The sequence below is a fragment of the Nonomuraea jabiensis genome (assembly GCF_014204795.1).
GTDB lineage: Bacteria > Actinomycetota > Actinomycetes > Streptosporangiales > Streptosporangiaceae > Nonomuraea > Nonomuraea jabiensis.
Genome location: NZ_JACHMB010000001.1, coordinates 365,122 through 383,586, shown reverse-complemented (window position 1 = coordinate 383,586; position 18,465 = coordinate 365,122). Strand labels below are relative to the sequence as shown.

At 70.0% G+C, this 18,465-nt stretch carries 17 protein-coding genes; 4 read left to right on the top strand and 13 right to left on the bottom strand.

Features of this window, described 5'->3' with window-relative positions; genetic code table 11:
- Positions 1-30: 30 nt before the first annotated feature.
- Genes HD596_RS01665 through HD596_RS01655 form a run of 3 tightly spaced genes read right to left on the bottom strand, consistent with a single transcriptional unit; the run spans position 31 to position 4,064 of the window.
- A complete protein-coding gene (locus HD596_RS01665) occupies positions 31-1,080 on the bottom strand; it encodes a zinc-binding dehydrogenase (protein ID WP_185067547.1) in 1,050 nt (349 codons plus the stop codon).
- Between the two features lie 9 nt (positions 1,081-1,089).
- Positions 1,090-3,081, bottom strand: a complete 1,992-nt coding sequence (locus tag HD596_RS01660; RefSeq protein WP_185067546.1) for an aldehyde dehydrogenase family protein — start codon at positions 3,079-3,081, stop codon at positions 1,090-1,092.
- Positions 3,078-4,064 (bottom strand): helix-turn-helix transcriptional regulator, encoded by a 987-nt coding sequence (locus HD596_RS01655; protein WP_185067545.1) that lies wholly within the window; start codon positions 4,062-4,064, stop codon positions 3,078-3,080. Before HD596_RS01655 ends, HD596_RS01660 begins: the two co-directional genes overlap by 4 nt.
- Before the next feature lie 576 nt (positions 4,065-4,640).
- Here HD596_RS01655 and HD596_RS60105 point away from each other — a divergent pair.
- Positions 4,641-5,063: a hypothetical protein gene (locus HD596_RS60105; protein WP_221519130.1), complete on the top strand. Its 423-nt coding sequence runs from the start codon at positions 4,641-4,643 to the stop codon at positions 5,061-5,063.
- 62 nt (positions 5,064-5,125) lie between these two features.
- Positions 5,126-6,106 carry a LysR family transcriptional regulator gene (locus tag HD596_RS01645; RefSeq protein WP_185067544.1) on the top strand — a complete coding sequence of 327 codons (981 nt, stop codon included), beginning with the start codon at positions 5,126-5,128 and terminating at the stop codon, positions 6,104-6,106.
- Positions 6,107-6,172: 66 nt separating this feature from the next.
- On the opposite strand, the gene HD596_RS01640 is transcribed toward HD596_RS01645, so the two are convergent.
- From HD596_RS01640 to HD596_RS01630, 3 genes are read right to left on the bottom strand one after another with little or no spacing between them, the layout of a single operon-like run.
- Positions 6,173-6,916: an SDR family oxidoreductase gene (locus HD596_RS01640; RefSeq protein ID WP_185067543.1), complete on the bottom strand. Its 744-nt coding sequence runs from the start codon at positions 6,914-6,916 to the stop codon at positions 6,173-6,175.
- Positions 6,917-6,972: 56 nt separating this feature from the next.
- Positions 6,973-7,746 (bottom strand): SDR family oxidoreductase, encoded by a 774-nt coding sequence (locus tag HD596_RS01635; RefSeq protein ID WP_185067542.1) that lies wholly within the window; start codon positions 7,744-7,746, stop codon positions 6,973-6,975.
- Positions 7,743-8,168, bottom strand: a complete 426-nt coding sequence (locus HD596_RS01630) for a hypothetical protein (RefSeq protein WP_185067541.1) — start codon at positions 8,166-8,168, stop codon at positions 7,743-7,745. The genes HD596_RS01635 and HD596_RS01630 overlap by 4 nt, the downstream gene beginning before the upstream one ends.
- Positions 8,169-8,640: 472 nt before the next feature.
- Between HD596_RS01630 and HD596_RS01625 the strand changes: the two genes are divergently transcribed.
- Complete coding sequence (locus tag HD596_RS01625; RefSeq protein ID WP_313042298.1) at positions 8,641-9,900, top strand: cytochrome P450; 1,260 nt, start codon at positions 8,641-8,643, stop codon at positions 9,898-9,900.
- A gap of 146 nt (positions 9,901-10,046) precedes the next feature.
- On the opposite strand, the gene HD596_RS01620 is transcribed toward HD596_RS01625, so the two are convergent.
- Entirely contained in the window at positions 10,047-10,631 is a 585-nt protein-coding gene (locus tag HD596_RS01620) for an LmbU family transcriptional regulator (RefSeq protein ID WP_376776136.1), read from the bottom strand.
- A 933-nt stretch (positions 10,632-11,564) separates the two neighbouring features.
- Between HD596_RS01620 and HD596_RS01615 the strand changes: the two genes are divergently transcribed.
- On the top strand, positions 11,565-12,515 hold the full coding sequence (locus HD596_RS01615; RefSeq protein ID WP_185067538.1) for a GNAT family N-acetyltransferase: 951 nt from the start codon (positions 11,565-11,567) through the stop codon (positions 12,513-12,515).
- Here HD596_RS01615 and HD596_RS01610 read toward each other — a convergent pair.
- The 6 genes from HD596_RS01610 to HD596_RS01585 are packed head-to-tail and all read right to left on the bottom strand — an operon-like array spanning position 12,429 to position 18,448.
- A complete protein-coding gene (locus HD596_RS01610; protein ID WP_185067537.1) occupies positions 12,429-13,973 on the bottom strand; it encodes a PLP-dependent aminotransferase family protein in 1,545 nt (514 codons plus the stop codon). The genes HD596_RS01615 and HD596_RS01610 overlap by 87 nt on opposite strands.
- A complete protein-coding gene (locus HD596_RS01605) occupies positions 13,970-15,154 on the bottom strand; it encodes an arginase family protein (protein WP_185067536.1) in 1,185 nt (394 codons plus the stop codon). Before HD596_RS01605 ends, HD596_RS01610 begins: the two co-directional genes overlap by 4 nt.
- Positions 15,151-16,353: a diaminopimelate decarboxylase family protein gene (locus tag HD596_RS01600; RefSeq protein WP_185067535.1), complete on the bottom strand. Its 1,203-nt coding sequence runs from the start codon at positions 16,351-16,353 to the stop codon at positions 15,151-15,153. Before HD596_RS01600 ends, HD596_RS01605 begins: the two co-directional genes overlap by 4 nt.
- Before the next feature lie 12 nt (positions 16,354-16,365).
- Positions 16,366-16,899 carry a 2OG-Fe(II) oxygenase gene (locus tag HD596_RS01595; protein WP_185067534.1) on the bottom strand — a complete coding sequence of 178 codons (534 nt, stop codon included), beginning with the start codon at positions 16,897-16,899 and terminating at the stop codon, positions 16,366-16,368.
- Positions 16,896-17,324, bottom strand: coding sequence for a hypothetical protein (locus HD596_RS01590; RefSeq protein ID WP_185067533.1), 429 nt, complete (start codon positions 17,322-17,324; stop codon positions 16,896-16,898). Before HD596_RS01590 ends, HD596_RS01595 begins: the two co-directional genes overlap by 4 nt.
- A complete protein-coding gene (locus tag HD596_RS01585) occupies positions 17,318-18,448 on the bottom strand; it encodes a diaminopimelate decarboxylase family protein (protein WP_185067532.1) in 1,131 nt (376 codons plus the stop codon). The genes HD596_RS01590 and HD596_RS01585 overlap by 7 nt, the downstream gene beginning before the upstream one ends.
- Positions 18,449-18,465 lie beyond the last annotated feature (17 nt).

Sequence of the window (18,465 nt, the reverse complement as noted above, 5' to 3'; positions counted from 1 at the left end):
TTGTCCCGCGCAATTTCTGCCGCAGGGTGGTCAGCCGCCGGGTGTGATCAACGGCTTGAGCGCCGTCCTGGCGTCCATCGCCTGGTAGGCGGCGGGGACCGACTCCAGCGAGAGGCTGGTGTCGAAGACGGGCGAGGGGTCGAGGGTGCCGTCGAGCACATGGGGGAGGAGGTCGTCGATGTAGCGGCGGGTGGGGGCCAGGCCGCCGCGGAGGCTGATGTTGTGGAGGAAGAGCGTCATCGGATCGAGGGCGTCGGTGTTGCCGTGGGGGGCGCCGACCCAGCCGATGGCGCCGCCGGGGCGGGTGACGTCCAGGGCGGCACGCATGGACTCGCGGGTGCCGACGGCTTCGATCGTCGCGTGCGTACCGTGGCCGCCGGTGAGTTCGCGGAGGGCGGCGACGGCGGCCTCGCCGCGCCGGGTGACGACGGCGGTGGCGCCGAACGAGCGGGCCAGGTCGAGGCGGGCGGGATGATGGCCGAGTGCGATGATCTGCTCGGCGCCGAGCATGCGGGCGGCGAGGACGGCGCACAGGCCGACGGCGCCGTCACCGATGATGGCGACGGCCGCGCCGGGGCGGACGTCGGCGGACACCGCGCCGTGGTAGCCGGTGCCCATGACGTCGGAGAGCGCGAGCAGGGCGTTGAGGAGCCGGTCGTCGGAGGCGGCGTGGGACGGGAGGCGGACCAGGGTGGCGTCCGCGTAGGGAACCCGGACGGCCTCGCCCTGGGCGCCGTCGGCGCCTACCGCCCCCCACAGGCCGCCGTTCACGCATGAGGTGGGCAGGCCGTCGGCGCACGCGGCGCAGCGGCCGTCGGACCAGGCGAACGGGGCGAGGACGAGGTCGCCGGGGCGGATCGCGGTCACCTCGGGCCCGGTGTCGGTCACGGTGCCGAGGAACTCGTGGCCGAGGCGCTGGCCGGGCCGGCGCGGCGATTCGCCGCGGTAAGCCCACAGGTCGGTGCCGCACACGCAGGAGCGCAGGACCTGGACGACGGCGTCGCCGGGTTCGCTGAGGCGGGCATCGGGGACGTTCTCGACGCGGACGTCGTAGGGACCGTGAATGGTCGCGGCGCGCATGGTGGGTCCTTAGTCGGTGGTGGGCCGGTCGGCGGTCAGGGTGGTGAGGTCGAAGCGGGCGACGGGCCGGTCTCCGGCGCCGGTGACGACCGCGTGCCAGCGGACCTCGCCGCGCCCGGTGCCGGGGCGCGGGGTGATGCGGACGGCTGTCATGGTGACGGTGAGCGGGGTGCCGGGGCGGACGGGGGCGAGAAAGCGGAGGTTGTCGAGGCCGAGGTTGGCGAGCACGGGCCCGGGTTCGGGCGGGACGAGCATCCCGGTCGCGAGCGCGGCGACCAGGTGGCCGTGGGCGACGATGCCGCGGAAGATCGGGTGATCGGCGGCGGCGGCCTCGTCGGTGTGCAGGTAGTAGTGGTCGCCGGTCAGTTCGGCGAAGGCGGCGATGTCCTCACGGGTGACGACGCGGGGCCCGGCCGTGACGGTGTCGCCGAGGCGCAGGTCACGCAGGTGCAGGCGGAGCGGGCTCGTACCGGGTGTGCTCGGCGGGCTTCCTGGCGTCCAGCGGTCGCTGGCGGCGGTCAGGTGGGCCGGGGTGCCGCCGACGGTGGTCGCGGTGAGGCGGGTACGCAGGCGGCCGGGGTGCTGCCCCTTGCCGGGTGCGAGTGCCGCGTCGGGTGAGGTTTCGGGGTCGATGAGGTGGAGGCGTTCGTGGGTCGGAGCCAGGGCGCGGGCGAGGTCGCGGGCCTGGCCGGGGTCCGCTGTGACGATCCAGCTTCGGAGGCCGCCGGCGCCGAGGGCCAGCGCGCGGGCGATCTCGTCGGCGTCGCGGTACGGGACGAGTGCCACGACGGGACCGAACGCCTCGACCCGGTGCAGGTCCTGGGCCTGTACGTCGCCGGCGGCGAGGAGGACCGGCGGCAGGTACGCCCCGGGCCCGTACTCCTTCGCCGCGAACGCCACGTCCTCGGGCGTGCCGCACACCGTACGGGCCGCTCGGCGCAACCGTGCGAGCGCGGACAACACGCGGCGCCGGTGCGCGGCGTCCACCAGCGGGCCCAGGGCCGGGTCTCCGCACTCCCGGTCCGTGAACCGGAGTCCGCCCAGGACCGACGACGCGGCCTGGCTGACGGCGTCCATCAGGGTCTCGGGAACGAAGGCACGGCGTACCGCCCGGCGGGTCTGGCCGTTGTGCGCGGACATGCCGGCCACGAGACGTTCCACGTACAGGTCGAGCGTCCGGCCGTGGTCCGCCGCGTCCATGCCCAGGACGGCGCAGTCGAGAATCCCGGCGGTGAACTCCGCGCGGGGCGGCATCGGCCGCCGCGCGAGCAGGGTGCGGAACCGCCCGGCCGTGGCGGCGGTGCCGTTGAACCGGAGCTCGTCGTGCGGGCCGAGATGGCCGGTCAGGTCGGTGGGACCGGTCACCAGTTGCAGGCAGCCCGGCGGGACGGCGTCGCATTCGCTGACGCGCCGTACCAGGTGGGCCGTCAGCTCCGCGGTACGGCGCGACGGCCGGACGATGCTCGGCGCCCCGAGCACGAACGCGCCCGCGAAGCCGTCGAGCATCGTGCTCACGGGGTCGGCGAAGCCGCTGACGTGAACGGCGATCCCGGGCGGGGCGGCGGACAGGTGGGCCATGGGCGGCAGGTGGGTGTGGGTGACGGGTTCGACGAGCAGGTTCCCGTCGCTGGTCGTCTCGCCCGCGAAGTGGCGGGTCACGGCGTCGGCGTGGCCGAGCAACGCGTCCAGTCCCGCCCGGACGTCCTGTTCGGCATCGGCGGGCGAGCCGCCCAGGTGCCCGGCCAGAGCGACGAACTCCGCCTGGTACCGGGCCAGATGACGCGCCAGCAGCCTGGCGGCCCGGGCGCGCTCCGCGAAGCCGAGGCCGCGCAGGGCGGGGATGCCGACCGTACGGGCGTGTGCCACGGCTGGGCCCGCGTCGACGCCGACCGCGGTGACCCGGTAGACCTCCTCGCCTGACACCGCGTGCCGCCGCGGTGTCCCGAGGTCCGTGGGCGTACGCCATCGATCGCACAGGTAGTGCGGCACGAGCCTGGTCACAGCTGGTTCCCGGCACATGAGGAGACCAGTACGGGCTCGGACGGCGAGGCGTCGGGCCCGCCGGCCTGGGCGGCGCCCGCGGAGGTGAGGCCGGCGAGGGCCGCCGACCGGTAGACGGACGGTGTCACAGCGAAGGCCGCCTTGAAGGTCCGCTGGAAATGGCTGAGATCGCGGTAGCCGACCTGCACGCAGATGTCGGACAATGGCAGATCCGTTTTCAGCAGAAGCGTTTGGGCGCGCTGCATGCGCAGTTCGGTGACGAAGTCGATGAACCGGCGTCCGGTGTGCTTCTTGAAGGTCCGCGAGAAGTGGTACCTGCTCATGTGCGCGACGTGGGCCGCGGACTCGAGGGTCAGGTCGTTGTCGGCGAAGTTCTCGGTGATGTACGAAATGGCGGCCGCCACGTGCACGGCGGCGGCGTGGTCGTGGCCTTTCGGCGGGTGGGCGGTCGTGAGCGGGACGTCCTCCCGCAGCCGGGCGGCGAACCACAGCAGTTCGTCGACGAACGCCCGGGCACCGTCGCGCGGCTGTCCCAGGCCGGGCGGCGGCTGCTCATGAACCGGCAGGTGCAGGGCCTTCGGAATGGCCACCGCCCCCAGCGCGGCCAGCACGACGCGGAGGTGGTCCACCGCGTGGCTGCTCTGCCCGACGCCGACCGACACGATGCCGACCGGCTTCCGGCGCAGGGCGCCGCCCGCGAGCCGGTCCAGGGCGAGCTGGACCTCTACCGAGCAGGATTCGTTGCGGACACCGGCCAGGAGAACCAGCCCGTGGGCGCGGCGCGCCCAGGTCCTCAGCGTGTCATCGGCCGCCGCGCCACGGCGGGGCCGTCCGACCCAGAGCCAGCTCGCGGGCCGCCCGGTCGCCTTGCCGATCACGTCGCGCAAGGCGGGGAGCACGGGGGCGAGTCCGGGTAATTCCGCGGGAACGTCACTGACGACGAGGACGGTGGGCGGGGCGCTGTGCGAAGGCGGCAAAGTCATGTGGTGACCTCCGGAATTCGTTTTCTGCGCAACCTGGATCGCGGCAGAACGTGATCCTCGAGCTATTGGGACCTGATTCAGCTGGGCCTGACGCACACCGCCTTCCGATGAGGAACGCTCCATGGCCCGTCCACTATCGACTTGGCATGTTCGCGGCTCATCCGTGTCAGGTCATGGTTGCGTCACGGTCGCCCCCGTCGGGTCAGGGACGTTGAGGGGCAGTCAATACGGCAGGGAGTTTGCTCGGCGTTAGCGCCACCGGAAACGCTGATCCATTCAGTACAGCTTCCAGGGCGCGGTCGACGCGGTCTGCGGCCAGCGCGGCGACGCGTTCGGCCATGCCGTCGCCGTAGCCGGTCACCTGGGCGCCGATCTCTTCCAGTGGCGATAGCGATCTCGCGGCGAGCCACAGCCCGCTGGCTGGCCGACCCGGAAGCGACCCTCTCCGAGCTCGTCATCCAAGCCGCCGCCGAGTTGTGCGAGGCGGTCGCGCCACGTCCGGTGTCGCCGTAGGGCCTGGACGTTGCTGCGGAGAGCGGGATCATCTCTGCCGTCTGAGAGGGTTCTGTGCCACGGGTGATCTCCGAGGCGATCGGGCTCATCGCCCCGCTCGATCTCACGACTCCCGCAGAGGTCGCCGACGACCCGATGCTGATTCGGGACGGTGCCATGGTCGCCGGATACCTCGACCAGCCGGCCACCCTCGCGTCCGAACGGAGGGCGTCGACCGGCCGCCGCGACAAGGATCCTGATCCTGTTGTAGCCCGCATCCGCGCTCTCTCGCGACAGCAGCGTCCGCAGACCGCGGGCAACCGATGGGGTGCAGGGTGGGGGTGGTTCCGCGGATTTCTTATCGCGGCGAGGGTGGCTGTGTCGCTGGTACCGACAGAGCGGAACGGTGTCACCTTTGGGAAGGGTTCGGGACGGGAGTGTGTTGAGGCGAGGTGTCGGGTGGGCCGAAGAACGCTCGTCGCCGTTCGCGGAATCCGGGTGACGTGAGTGGTGCGGGACACGATGACGACGGGGTGGGCCACGCTTCACCCCAGGAGGGATGGGAGCCGATGAGCCTTCGCCAGTTCGAGTACGCCCTGGCGGTCGCGGCGGAGGGCTCGGTGACGGCGGCGGCGGAGTTGTTGCAAGTCGCCCAGCCGTCGATGTCCCAGCAGATCCGCAACCTGGAGCGTGATCTCGGCGTGACGCTGTTCGCCCGGACGCCGGCCGGACTGGTGCCCACCGCGGTCGGCCGGGCGTTCCTGAAGGAGGCGGAGGTCGCGGTGAACGCGGCTCGGCGGGCGCGGGCAACGGCGCGGGCCGGCGCGGATGACCTGGTGGGGGAGCTGGTCGTCGCGGCGCAGCTGGGCTTCGGCACGCGGCAGCTGCCGGGCGCGCTGAGCGTGCTGCGGCGCCGCTTCCCGCGGCTGGAGGTCACCGTCTTCGAGGAGTCGAGCTCCGCTGAGCTGGATCGGCTGTGCCGCAGGGGTGCGCTGGGCCTCGCCCTGATGGCCGCGTGCGAGCGGAGCCCCGCGGACGCCCACCGCCTCGGCGAGGAGGAGTTCGTCGTGGTGCTGGGCGCCGGGCACCGGCAGCTCGCCGCGGACCGGGTCGAGCTGCGGGAGCTGGAGGGGGAGCCGTGGGTCAGGTTCGACCGCGACAGCGCACTGGACGGCGTGCTGCTGGAGGTGTCGCGGAACAACGGGCTGACCCCGGCCACGGTCTCCCGCGTGTCCCAGACGGCGACAGCCGTTCGGTGGGCCGCCCACGGCCTAGGGGTGACGCTCGTCCCGGCCTCCGCGGTGCCCCGCGGTTATGAGCACCTGGCGCGTCCGGTGTTCCCGGCCGTGTCCCAGCCTGTCATCGCCGTGGTCCGGTCCGACGCGGGCCCGGCGGCGACCGCTCTGCTGGAGCTCCTGCGTCAGGAGACCTGGGACAACTCCGCCTCATTTCGCTGGTCAGGCGCTGGGGCCGGTGAGCTGGACGATGAGGTTGCCGCGGTGAACGCCGCCGAGCAGCTCGTCCTGGGCCGTGATCGCTCGTTCCACTGAGGGTTCGAGGACGGTGTAGGGGAAGGTGATCCGGCCCGCGGCCCGCCATGAGGCGTAGGGGACCGGTCAGAGTTGGGTGACTCCGCCGTCCACGGCGAGCTCGACGCCCGCGGTGTACGTCGCGTCGAAGGCGAGGAACGCGGCCGCGGTGGCGATCTCGTCGAGGGTGCCGAAACGCCGCATGGGATTGTCCGCGACGCGCTCCGCCTTGGACTGCTCGGCGTCCTCCTTGGTCATGGAGCGCTCCAGAATCCCCGTGTCGATGGGACCGGGGCTGATCGCGTTGACGCGAATCCTGCGCGGAAGCAACTCGCGGGAGAAGGTGCGGGCCATGGAGCGCACCGCCGCCTTGCCGGCCGCGTAGACACTGGTGTCCAGCATGCCGACGGCGCCCGCGACCGAGGTGGTGAGGACGACGCCGGCACCCGTGTTCAGCAGCGGGGCGAGCTTCTGCACGGTGAAGAAGGCGCCTTTGACGTTGATAGCGAACAGCTCCTCGTACACCTCCTCGGTCGTCGACTCGAAAGGAGTCAGGAGCGTGATGCCCGCGTTGACGAACAGGGCGTCGATCGTGCCGAGCTCGGCTTTCACCCGGTCTGCCAGGGCGTCCAGGTCGGGCAGCGAGGACACGTCGCCGCGGAAGGCCACCACGTTCTCGCCCAACCGCTCCCGTGCGGCGTCGAGCGTGGCCTGAGAACGGCCGGTGATCACCACGCGGGCTCCGCCGTCCGCCAGGAACTTCGCGATCGCGAGCCCGATGCCGCTGCTGCCACCGGTGACCACTACATTCTTGCCGCTGTATTTTTCCATGCCATGATTCCTTCGTCTTTTGATGCGAAAGTGCGCCGCCGAATTCCCCTTCGGCGTCAGTTCCTGGGGTATTCGCCGCCGTCCACGGAGAAATAGGTCCCGGTGAGCCAGCTCGCCCGGTCGGACACGAGGAACAGCACCGCGTTGGCGATGTCATCAGGCCGGCCGTCGCGCCCGAGCGGGGGTGTGGCGGTCGTGCCCGATTCCGGGCTGTCGCTCGCCCACCGCCTCCGCGTCTCCTCGCCGCCGGGTGTGGCGGTCCTGCCGGGGCCCAGGGCGTTGACTCGGACTCCGAACGGGGCCAGCTCCGCGGCCAGGGCCCGGCTGTAGCTTTCCAGCCCCGCCTTCGCCGCCTGGTAGTGCGCGAACGCCGGCACCGGCGGGAGGAGCGCGGCCGTGGAGATGTGCACGATCGCCCCCGATCCCCGTTCCCGCATCCCCGGTGCCAGCAGCGAGTTCAGCCGCACCGCCGCCAGGAGGTTCAGCTCCAGCGTGTCCTGCCAGTCCTCGGCGGGGATCGTCATGGCGCTGCCGCCCGCGTTGGGCCGCGCACCGCCCGCGTTGTGGACCAGGATGTCCACCCCGCCGAGCGTCTCCTGCACGGCCGTGGCCAGCGCCTCCGTCCCGGCCTGTGTCCGGATGTCGGCCGTCACGAAGGCGGCTCCCTCCGGCGCCGTGTACGTGGTCGACCTGGCGGTGGCCAAGACCTCGGCGCCCGCGTCCAAAAGTTGGCGCACGACGGCCGCTCCGATTCCACGGGAACCACCTGTGACCAGGGCTCGCTTTCCTCTGAGCTCTCGCGGCTCAGCTCCGTTCTCAACCGTGGTCATGCTGCCATTCCTTTCGATTGTTTGCTCATTCGCTCGGCGCGGGCACAGCGCGAATCTTTCGAGCAACCGCGGTGTGCACCTCGTCGAACCCGATTCACGGTATGTCCGGAAAAGAACGAGAGGCAAAGATGAATTATCAGCAGCTGCCATAGGGAATTCCTATGGGCGTCGCGCCTGCCGACCCCGACGGCCGACCCGCCGTGGGTGGTGCCCAGCACGCGGACGCGCCTGGTGGCATCGTCGATGACGGCCGGGATGTGCCGGCGCTGCCCGTTCAAGGTGACGGTCTCGACAAAATCGCAGGCCAGTAGAGCGTCGGCTTGCGAGCGGAAGAAGTCGGCCCACGTGGTGGACGCCCGTTCTGGTGCCGGCTCAAGGCCGTCCTGCTCGAGGCTTTCCCACACCGTGGATGGCGCGACCAAGATGCCGAGGGTAGTGAGTTCGCCGTGCACCCGCCGGTAGCCGCCGAGGTGGACGCCGGTCCTCCGCGCCCTCACCTGATCAACGGCCGGTAACGTCTCACGCCGGTTCGCCGAGGTCGCGGGCGATCCAGCGGAGGGGTGTCGAAGCGCACGGGCAGGGTGCCCACCAGCACTGACAGGTGGGCCTCCAAGAAGATGGCCTCACCCTGGCGCATCACCTCGTAGCCGAGCGGGGTCACCTGGAGGCGTTTGCGGCGGGCGTCTTCCGGGTCGGTGTCACCGCAGTCATACCGTCCGTCCCATTGACGTCCAGAGAACCGGGTCAGCAGTCGGTCTGTGGTCCTGGCCGAATCGACCCCCCGGCATGGGGACGCGCCGCCGCGGGAATGGCACCTCCTGGCCTGTAGGGCGCCGAAGGGACCCGGCCGGATGTACTGCCGTCGCGCCACCCGATGAGACAGGAGGCTTCACCGTGAACCCCACCCTGTCCGTGAGCGAAGCCGGGCGAACGTTCGCCAGGCCCGCCGCGTACACCGACGAGACCCGCCTTCACGAGGCCCTCGCGCTGCTGCGCCGTGAATCTCCCGTCCACCGCGTGGAGGTCCCCGGATACACCCCGTTCTGGGCGGTCACCCGCCACGCCGACGTGCTGGAGATCGAGCGGGACCACACCCTGTGGCTCAGCGCCCCGCGCCCCGTGCTGAGGACCGCCGACCTCGACGCCGCACTCGAAACGCGCCGGGCGCGGGGGACCGCGCTCAGGAGCATCGTCCACATGGACGATCCGGAGCACCGCGCCCTGCGCGCCGTCGGGGCCGACTGGTTCCGGCCCAAGGCCATGCGCGCCATGGAGGTGCGGGTCCGAGAGCTCGCCCGCCTGCACGTGGACCGGATGGCAGAGTACGGCGGTGCGTGCGACTTCGCCCGCCAGGTCGCCGTGCACTATCCGCTCTACGTCATCCTCACCCTGCTGGGCCTGCCCGAGTCGGACTTCCCGCGCATGTTGCGGCTCACGCAGGAGCTGTTCGGCCAGCACGACGAGGAGACCGGGCGCGGCAGCAGCCCGCAGGGCCACACCTCCGTGCTGGAGGACCTCTTCGCCTACTTCCACGAGCTGACGGCCGAGCGCAGGGCCAGGCCGACCGGCGACCTCGCCTCGCAGATCGCCAACGCCCGCATCGACGGCCGGCCGCTGGACGACAACACCGCCGCCTCCTACTACATCCTCATTGCCACGGCCGGGCACGACACCACCAGCTCCACCATCGCGGGCGGCCTGGAGGCGCTCATCCGGCACCCGGACGAGCTGCGGCGACTGCGGGACGACCCCGGCCTGCTGCCGACGGCCGCCGAGGAGATGATCCGGTGGGTGAGCCCTGTGAAGGAGTTCATGCGCACCGCCTCCGCCGACACCCAGGTCAACGGCACGCCCATCAGGAAGGGCGAATCCGTGCTGCTGTCGTATCCGTCGGCCAACAGGGATGAGGAGGTCTTCGCCGACCCGTTCCGCTTCGACGTCGGCCGCGACCCCAACAGGCACCTGGCCTTCGGCTTCGGCGTTCACTACTGCCTGGGCGCCGCGCTCGCCCGCGTGGAGATCCGCGCGCTCTTCGCCGAACTCGTCCCCAGGCTCGCGAGCGTCGAGCTCGACGGCGAGCCCGTGTGGACCGCCACCACATTCGTCGGCGGGCTCAAACGCCTCCCCATCCGCTACGTCATGAAGCACGGCTGAGCGTGCCGACTGGAACAGCGGATGGGGCGGCTGTCGTCATCGGTGGAATGATCCCGGGGTGATGTCGGCCGTGCTCGGCGCGTGCCGTGCCGGGCCGAGCGTGAACGTCGCCCGGGAAGCGGTTCTTTCCCCGGGCGACGCACGGTCTACCGGCCGGTGCGAACCGCGGCCTCGTCGAGGGTACAGGCGATCCATTCCGGCAGGGGGACGGCCGCGCTCCGCGCCGCCGCGGCCCAGCGCTGTTCCTGCGCGGAGGAGACCTCAACGGAGATGGTCACCCTGGCCTGGCCGCTGTCCTCGTTGCGGGCCCGGCTCGCCTGGATCTCTTTACGCAACTTGCTCTGCGGCCAGCCTTCGGTCTCCGCACGCGTGAGCCAGATCTCCTGCTCGTCCTCCGGGAGGGCGGCCACTTCGGCATGGTGCTGCAGACTCAGCGTGTCCCGTCGACGGGACATCGGGAATTTGCGGGCCACCCACGCGTAGTTTCTGAGCGTCTTGTACGACAGCGAGGTCTTGGCGAGGGCTATCCGGTACCGGTCGGGGAAGTACTCCGCGCCATAGACGAGCCAATCCCCGAGCCACCAGGCGGAGGAGTCGGCAATCACGCTCAATTGGTCGCCGATTTTCCGCCACGATTCAAAGGACATGTCCACGGGGAGTCGCAGCCCGAGCCTCCGGGCCTGTACGGCGGAGTCGAGCCCCAGCCTTCCCGACAAGGAGTGCCTGCCCACGCTGGCAGCAGCCCGACGGGCGGCGTCGCGCTCCCCTTCCTTCGCTGGGACAGAATCGAGAAGTGGCATCGCCATTGAGCATCATCCCCGTGGTTCTGAAACTCTAGAAGAGCGCTGACGCTGGCTCGGCCCCGGCTCAGGATGCAGATTCGTCGAGGCCGGCCCCGTGACCACGACCATGGGCGCTGGAGAGTTCCGTCTGTTCCCCGAAAGCCGTCGCAGGCGTGGCCGGTCAATGCGTCGGCTGGGAATGCCTTCATGCGGGCGGGCGCTTCGCGACAGCGGGATGCGATCAGTTGACGACGGAGGCTGACAGTGCCCAAGAGGGACTCGGTCACTTGCTGGCTCTCCTGAGTAGGCTTTCTGCTAACGGCAGTCAGCAAAGCACGTCAGTATAGTTTTCATCTAAATTTTGGGTGTCAACCCTTAAAGCCGCAGGACATCAGACGCCTCAGACCTCGCAGCTCCGAGGGCCGCCCGAATATTGAGTTACCGCGTCCTGAGCTGCGTTAAGCAGCGTGACGGTATTCGCTGATCATGCCTGTGGCGAGTCCTGGAGTTCGCGGCGCAGGGAGCCGATACCCCGCTCGCAGATGGCGTTCATCCCAGGAGTCCGCGGCAACGTGGTGTCGACCCGCACTCCGGGCCGGTTTCCCTGCGCCTCCGCACTAGCTGACTGACTGTATTCGGTGCCCGCCCGCAAGGTGTTCCACTGCCAGCTGATTGAGGTACGCGCCTCGGTCGGCAGGATTCGGCCGCATGCCACCGTCCCCGATGAGCATGGGGTGATCCTGCCGGCGGTGCACCCTCGGACAGTCGGCCGCGGAGCACGGATTGTGGACGCCGCCCACTGAGACAGGCTGCTCGACGGGCATAGCCGGGCCGCGCAACCCGCGGCGGCCGAAGCGCGTTCAAACGGCTTATCCTGTCCGGGTGGATCTTCTCTGGCGGCCATTACGTTCGTCCGACGTCCCGGTGTGGGCCGACTTCCTCGGCCAGGTGGAGGCCGTCGACCACAAGGGCGAGAACTACAGCCTGACGGATCTCCGCGACCAGCTCGCGGATCCGCGCGTCGACCTCGAAGCGGCGACGGTAGCGGCTTTCGATGGCTCTGACCTCGCCGGATACGGGATTATCCGCTTCCGTCCGGAGGCGGCCGCCACCCTGGTCGCCGGCATGGAAGGCGCTGTCGCCCCCCGATATCGCAGGCGGGGGCTCGGGCAACGGCTGGTGGAGTGGTTCGCCCAGCAGGCAGCCTTGGTTCAGCGGCGCGACTACCCGGACCGCACCTTGGAGCTGCGCGTCCATGCCAGTGAACGCAACGAGGGCCAGGCGGCGCTGATGGCCGCCACGGGCTTCGACCCCGTTCGCTGGCTGCTGGACATGGAACGACGGTTGGACAATGACATCGACCTCGTCGCCGCTCCCGATGGGATGTCCGTGGTCCCCTTCGATTCCCGGCCGGCTGAAGCCGTCCTCAAGGCACGCAACGATGCCTTCTCCGGCCAGTGGGGCAATTCATCGCTTTCACCGGAGGTGTGGCACGGCCTGGTCACGGCGTCGGCCTTCCGCCCTGAGCTGTCGTTCCTGGCCACGGAGGGCGAGCGCGTGACCGGGGTGCTGCTCGCCCACTACTATCCCGCCGACACCGAGGTCACGGGAGTCAAAGAGGCCTGGATCCACAGCCTGGGCACCATTCGGGCCGCCCGTGGGCGAGGCGTTGCCAGTGCGCTCCTCAGCCACGCGCTCGCCGCGTACCGCGCACTTGGTTATGAGCGAGCCTCGCTCAGCGTGGACTCAGCCGGCCCCGCCGCCGCGCTGCGCGTCTACGAGCAGACTGGTTTCGCGATCGCGCACCGTTGGACTGTCTTCGGCAGAGGCTGACGGCTCCGGCCCGGCCATCGCCATCAGGTCCAGCGCGATCAGCCCGGGGTAGGCGCGGCGCAACGCGTCGAAGTCCCGGTAGCGCGCCAGCTGTCGGAACAGCTCGACAGCTGCCTCGAACGACGGGCCGGATCGCGAGCCCATCGCAATCTTGAACAGCCCGCGCCGGTCCTGCACCCGGGGGATGATCGTCTCCCACCGATGCGAGCGGAAGCCGAAGCTCGATCCCCAGTCCAGGCGAATGCCGCGGCGGCGGACCTCTTCCCTGACGACGGCGAGGAGGAAGCCGTGATTGGCGATGTGGTCCTCGGCCAGCTGGCACACGACAAACGGCGCATGCCGAAGAGGACCGCTCGCCACCGTCAGACTCGGATGCGCGATCTTGCTGAACAGCCCTGACTCCTGGGCGAGCGCGGCGGCTAGCGTCTGGTTGTTGAGGAAGACTTGGCCCGCGTGGCGGGCGACCCATACCGGAGCCGCCATGAACGGCGTGTCCAGCACGGCCATGGCGTCCATCGACAGTGCCGTGCCCGTGATCGACCTGATCAACCTGAGGTATTGCCCGAATTGTTCCGCAGTGGGCGTGCCCTCGTCCTCGTGACAGCTGTAGATCGAGACGATGCCGAGGTTGGCCAGCTCCAAGCCCTGCTGGTCGAGCTTCAGGCCGGATCGCACCTCTATCACCAGCAGGGGCGAGCCGTCGCGCAAACTTTCCAGCACACGAGCACTTGGCCAAGTGAAGGAGGCCAGCGTCGTGTCGAAGACCAGCACCCTGGTTCTGCGGGGTGACCTGACGCGCCAGGCTCGGACGAAGGCGGGCAGGTCGAGGGTCGTCAGGTCCCAGGTGTAGCGGACCGGCTCGATGAACAGCAGGTCGTACTGCCCACCGCCGACTGCGGAGATCACGTCGGAGACGGCATCCCAGGTGAAGGCGCCCGACTTCAGCAGCTCGAACAGCATGTCCGTCTCGAAGTACCCGCCCCACACCCCGGCGCGCAGTGGGTCCCGCTCCGATCCCCTGACCATACTGCGGTAGCACTGCAGCAGACCGGAGATCGCCGCCGTCCCACTGCTGAACATCACGTGATCGGCCCGCCAGCCGCGGGGCGGCGGGGCCGCCTTGGCAACGCGCCTCTCCAGGGCAGTGGGGTTCGCGCTCCTCTCGTAGATGTGGGCACTGGTGTCCCCGGAGGGAAGTGGTCGCGCCGGCCCGTGCACGGGCGAGCGGAAGTGCGGATCGGAGTGGTCATGCGCTCGGGCGAGGAGGGCACGGCGGAGCCGTACCGCAAGCTGCTCCAGCTCCTGCTCGGCGGCCAGCGGCGCGGTCGGCGCGAGTGAGGCCACAGCCCCCAGCCGATCGACGATCGGCTGGAAGCGGCGCTCGTCCTCGGCCGACGCGCACGAGAGCCGTACCAGCTCGGCCAGCGTCTCGGCTTCCAGCAGCAAGGCGTCGATCATCGGCGTCCTCGTCCCAGCACCGCGTCCAGTACGCGTAGCACGATCTCCGCTGCCACCAAGCCCGGCCCGTCCGCGGTGTCGGACTGCAGCTCGACCACGTCCATGCCGACCAGTCGGCGTTCGGCGCAGATGGCCTCCAGCAGCGTGATGAGCTGGGGGGCGCCAAAGCCGCCGGGCAGCGGAGTGCCGGTGGCGGGCATCGTCGCCGGGTCCAGGCCGTCGACGTCGATGGTGAGGTAGTACGGCAAGTCCTCCGGCAGGGCGGCCAGCACGTCGGATACGGCGCCGCTCGCCGTCGTTCCCGGCCATCGGCTTACCTTGTCCGGAGTGTAGGTCTCCTCCTCGGTGAGCTGCCTGATGCCGAACTGAGCGATCTTCTGCACCCGCTCGTCGCCGACGATCCAGCTCATGAAGTTGCCGTGGTGGCAGTCCTCCCGCCAGTCGTCGGTGCGCGCCACGGCGTAGTCGGCGTGCGCGTCGATGTGCAGGACTCCGAGCCGGGGATAGGCGCTGAGCATTCCCTGTACGGCAGGCAGCGTGATCGAGTGGTCGCCCCCCAGAAGCACGGGGAACCTGCTCGCAGCGGCCAGGCGCGACATGATCCGCTTCAGCGCGTCGAACCCGGTGCCGTTGCGCGTGAAGACGGTGCCCGTGATGTTCCCGATGTCGGCGAGCCGTACCCCTTCCAGAACCCGGTGCCCACGGACGGGATCGTGCATGCCGCGCGGGAGGCCGTCCACGACCTTGTACTGGAACAGGGATCCGCTGACCCGGCGTAAATACTCGGGACCGAAGCGAGTGCCCGGCCGGTAGGTCACGGCCACGTCGTACGGCATGCCCAGGACCACGGCGTCGGCGACCTCACCCCCGAGCGCCTCGGCCACGCTGAGCACCGGGCTGCGGAACAGGCCGGCGGCCCGGCCGTTGTCGGGCGCCCGCGTCTCGTGATGGACCAGCACTCGCCGGGTCACCAGTTCCGCGACCGCGGAGGCCACGGTCGCGGCTGAGTTGGTGACCTTGAGGCCCGAGATGACCGCGTCCACCGTGCTGGGCACAGCGAACTGGAGTACCAGCGAGGTCAGGGCGGGCCCCAGCCGGATCTCTCTGCCCTCGGCGACGTCCCAGAAGGTCTCCTCGCCTGTCCTCACCAGCTCGGGGTTGACCATCAGCACCCCGTTCACGCGAACACCTCCGTGGTGAGCCGGGTCAGAGTGACGCCGTCGAAGCCGTACTCGACCGGTGGGGGGATCCGGTTGAAACGCCGTGAGTTGGTCATCGTGTAGGCGCCCGTCGCGGTGACGACCAGGCGGTCGCCCACCTGGCATTTGGGGAAGCGGAACGGCTGGACGCGGCCCTTGATGTCGGTGCCGAAGAAGTCGTTCTCGTACAGGGTGTTCCCGGCGATCAGGCCGGGCTCCCTCTCGGCGGCATCGGCCGAGGGAACGGCCGACAGCACCTCGGGCTTGTGCCATGGGGCGAGGTTCCAGGCAGACGAGTCCACGGTGACCACCCTGGTTCCGTGGTGGGGGTGGTGTTCCTCGACCGAGCGGACCTCGGTGAACAGGTAGCCGTAGACGGCCAGCACCGCTCCGCCCGGCTCGAACCTGAAGGCGATCCGCCGTCCGTGGCGTTCCTGCCAGTCCTCGACGATCCGGCGCATCCTGGCGAACGCCGCGATGGCCCTGCCGCGGTGCGCGTAAAGGTGGAAGAAGCCGCCACCGAGGTCGATGGTGTGGACGTCGGGGAACTGCTCGGCCATGAGGAGCGTGTAGGTGACCTTGTACAGCAGTGACTCGGGGGTCATCTGGCCGGTGTGCAGGTGGAGTCTGGTGACGCGCAGACTGTATCGCTCCAAGGCGGCGTGGAGTTCGGGATCGGTGACGGTGACGCCGAACCTGCTGTTGCGCCCGAATGTCGCCTCGGACTCCAGGCGCTCGGGAAGCGGGATCCTGGTCCTCAGGCCGACGACGGTGCCGGCGTGGTGCCGTCCGTAAAGGTCGATCTGGCCGCAGGAGTCGAGGTCGACGACGACCCCGCTGTCCACGAACCGCGCGAAGTGGGCCGCGGAGAAGGCCGGACCGGTCGCAGAGATCTCGTGGAAGCCGGCGCGCTCGGCCAGGTCCAGCTCCCCGACGCTGGCGACGTCCGCGCCGACGTCCATCGCGGCGAGATGGGCCAGGATCTCAGGGGTGTGGCACGCCTTCAGCGCGATGTTCAGCCGGGCTCCCGGTACGACCGAGATGTCCTCCCGCATGCGTCGGACGGTATCCGCGATGCCCTGCAGGTCGTAGATGAGCGCGGGGGTCTCGACCTCCGCGGCGGCCTCGAACAGCCGCCGCGAGGGCTGTGACATGAGCGGCTCCACGGTGTGGTCTGCCATTGAGGCTCCTTGTCAGCGGGCCGGCGGGCGGGCGGGGATGGTCACCAGGGTGTACCTGATGTGGTCGCGCACCGGATCGACCCAGTGCCATGCGCTCGGGTCGTGCTCGACGAGACTCCCCGCCGTGTCGGGGACGAACTCCATCCGTCCGGGGCCCGACTGCACGACCAGTCCGTCCACCTCGGAGTCGGTGAGCATGTACAGGCCCTGCTGCAAGCTGTCGCGATGCGGGAGGATGTAGTCGCCAACGTCGTACCTGTTGATCTGGAAGTAGAAGTTCCGCAGGTCGCAGTCGGGGGTGGCGAGGCCGTTGAGAATGGTCACGGCCAGCTCGCGCGGCATGTCCCCCATCTGGAGCACGTGGTAGCGGTCGTCGTCCTCGTACTCGGAGTCCCGGTAGGGGTTGAGCGGATCCCAGTCCGCCGGTCTGGCCTTCCGGGCGACCGGATCGGGGTAGTCGCTGAACAGATGCCGGTAGCGCTCGGCCATCGCGACGATCTCCGCGTAGTTGCGTACGGCACCCGGGGAAACGGTGAGCGGCTTCACGCGCTGCCTCCGATGGTGACGGTGTAGCGAACCGCGCTCCGGACTGGGCTGGTCCAGCACCAGGCGTCCGGCGCCGGCCGTACCGGAATCCCGGCCCTGTCCAGGACACGCACGAACTCCTCGCCGTCCCAGTAGGTCATGCCGTCGACCCCGGAGTCTTGCAACGCCACGTGCACGCCCCAGTCGACGTCGCCGAGCTCCTCGCCGAAGCGGTGGGGCAGCCAGTAATCGCCTCGTAAGTAGCGGCGGAGCAGAAGGGTGCCCGGTTTCCCCGGCAGGGCATCCGGGGCGACGGCGGCCAGGATCGCCGCGCGGCGGGGATCGTCGGTTCCAAGCTCGAGTACGGCACAGCGCGACGTCACGCCCTCGATCACCGACTCGACCTGCTGGAGGTCGACAAAGGACGGGTCCAGATCACTCAGCACTTCGTGGTGCTCCCTTGCACGAGCGCGGCTTCGTACGGCAGAGCCAGCCCGTGCATGGAACGGGCCATGCTGGTGACGTACGCGCCAGCGGCATTGAAGATCAGCCGATCGCCCACCCGCAGGTCGGCAGCCTGGATCGAGCGGGCCACGTAATCTTCCTCGTAGCAGCTCGCTCCGGCGACGGTGTAGGTGCGTGGGTCGTCGGGACGGTGGGGAATCTGAGCCACCAGGCGAGGGCTCGTCCAGGACAGGAGATTCCATCCCGAGGCGTCCACGGTGGCCACCTGATGACCGGTGGGGTGCCGGTCCACGGCGCGCACGGACACGACGAGGTATCCGGCCAGCGCGGTCAGCAGCATCCCTGGCTCCACGACGATCCGGAACCTCCTGCCGCGGTGCTCGGCGAGCACCGCGGCCACCTCCGCCCAGGCCTGTCTCGCCTCGGCCGGACGTGCGTAGAGGGCGGCGAGGCCGCCGCCGAGGTTGAGTGTCGTGACCTCGGGGAACTGGTCAGCACAGGCCAGGAGCGCTGTGACGAGCCGGCGTGCGCGCCGGGCGGTCATGACCTCGCCCGCGTGGACGTGCAGCCTGGTCACCTCCACGCGATGGCACCGCAGCAACTCGTGGAGCTCGGGGTCGGCGGGGTCGACGCCGAACCGGCTCCACTCGATGCCCTTGCCCTTCCGGTCGGCGGGGGAGACGGGCACCCGCACTCGCAGGCCGAGCCGTACCCCTGAACCGACCTCGTCGAGGAGCACGCGCAGCTGCGAGACGCTGCTGACGTCCAGCAGGACGCCGCGCTTGTGGAAGTCGGCCAGCTCGCTCCCGCTCAGGGCGGGCGCGGTGGCGGTGACGACCTTCATCCCCGCGGCCATGGCCAGTTCCAGCTCGGCCGGACTCGCCACGTCGGCGCCCAGCCCGAGAGAGGCCAGGTGCCGAAGCACGTCAGGGCAGCGGTTGGCCTTTACGGCGAAGCAGATCAGGACGTCGGGCAGCTCCGACAGGTCACGTCGCAGCTCGGCCACCATCGTGTCGATCCCCGCGAGGTCGTAGAGGACAGCCGGCGTCGGAGCCGCCTGGGCGGCGTCACGGAGAGCGCTCAGGAACATGTCGCGTGAGGTCATCTGGGCCTTGGGGAAGC

Bases quoted from the DNA above. Each gene is read 5' to 3' on its own strand.
- HD596_RS01665 (WP_185067547.1), bottom strand. From the start codon at position 1,080: ATGCGCGCCGCGACCATTCACGGTCCCTACGACGTCCGCGTCGAGAAC.
- HD596_RS01655 (WP_185067545.1), bottom strand. From the start codon at position 4,064: ATGACTTTGCCGCCTTCGCACAGCGCCCCGCCCACCGTCCTCGTCGTC.
- HD596_RS01645 (WP_185067544.1), top strand. From the start codon at position 5,126: ATGAGCCTTCGCCAGTTCGAGTACGCCCTGGCGGTCGCGGCGGAGGGC.
- HD596_RS01640 (WP_185067543.1), bottom strand. From the start codon at position 6,916: ATGGAAAAATACAGCGGCAAGAATGTAGTGGTCACCGGTGGCAGCAGC.
- HD596_RS01635 (WP_185067542.1), bottom strand. From the start codon at position 7,746: ATGACCACGGTTGAGAACGGAGCTGAGCCGCGAGAGCTCAGAGGAAAG.
- HD596_RS01610 (WP_185067537.1), bottom strand. From the start codon at position 13,973: ATGATCGACGCCTTGCTGCTGGAAGCCGAGACGCTGGCCGAGCTGGTA.
- HD596_RS01600 (WP_185067535.1), bottom strand. From the start codon at position 16,353: ATGGCAGACCACACCGTGGAGCCGCTCATGTCACAGCCCTCGCGGCGG.
- HD596_RS01585 (WP_185067532.1), bottom strand. From the start codon at position 18,448: ATGACCTCACGCGACATGTTCCTGAGCGCTCTCCGTGACGCCGCCCAG.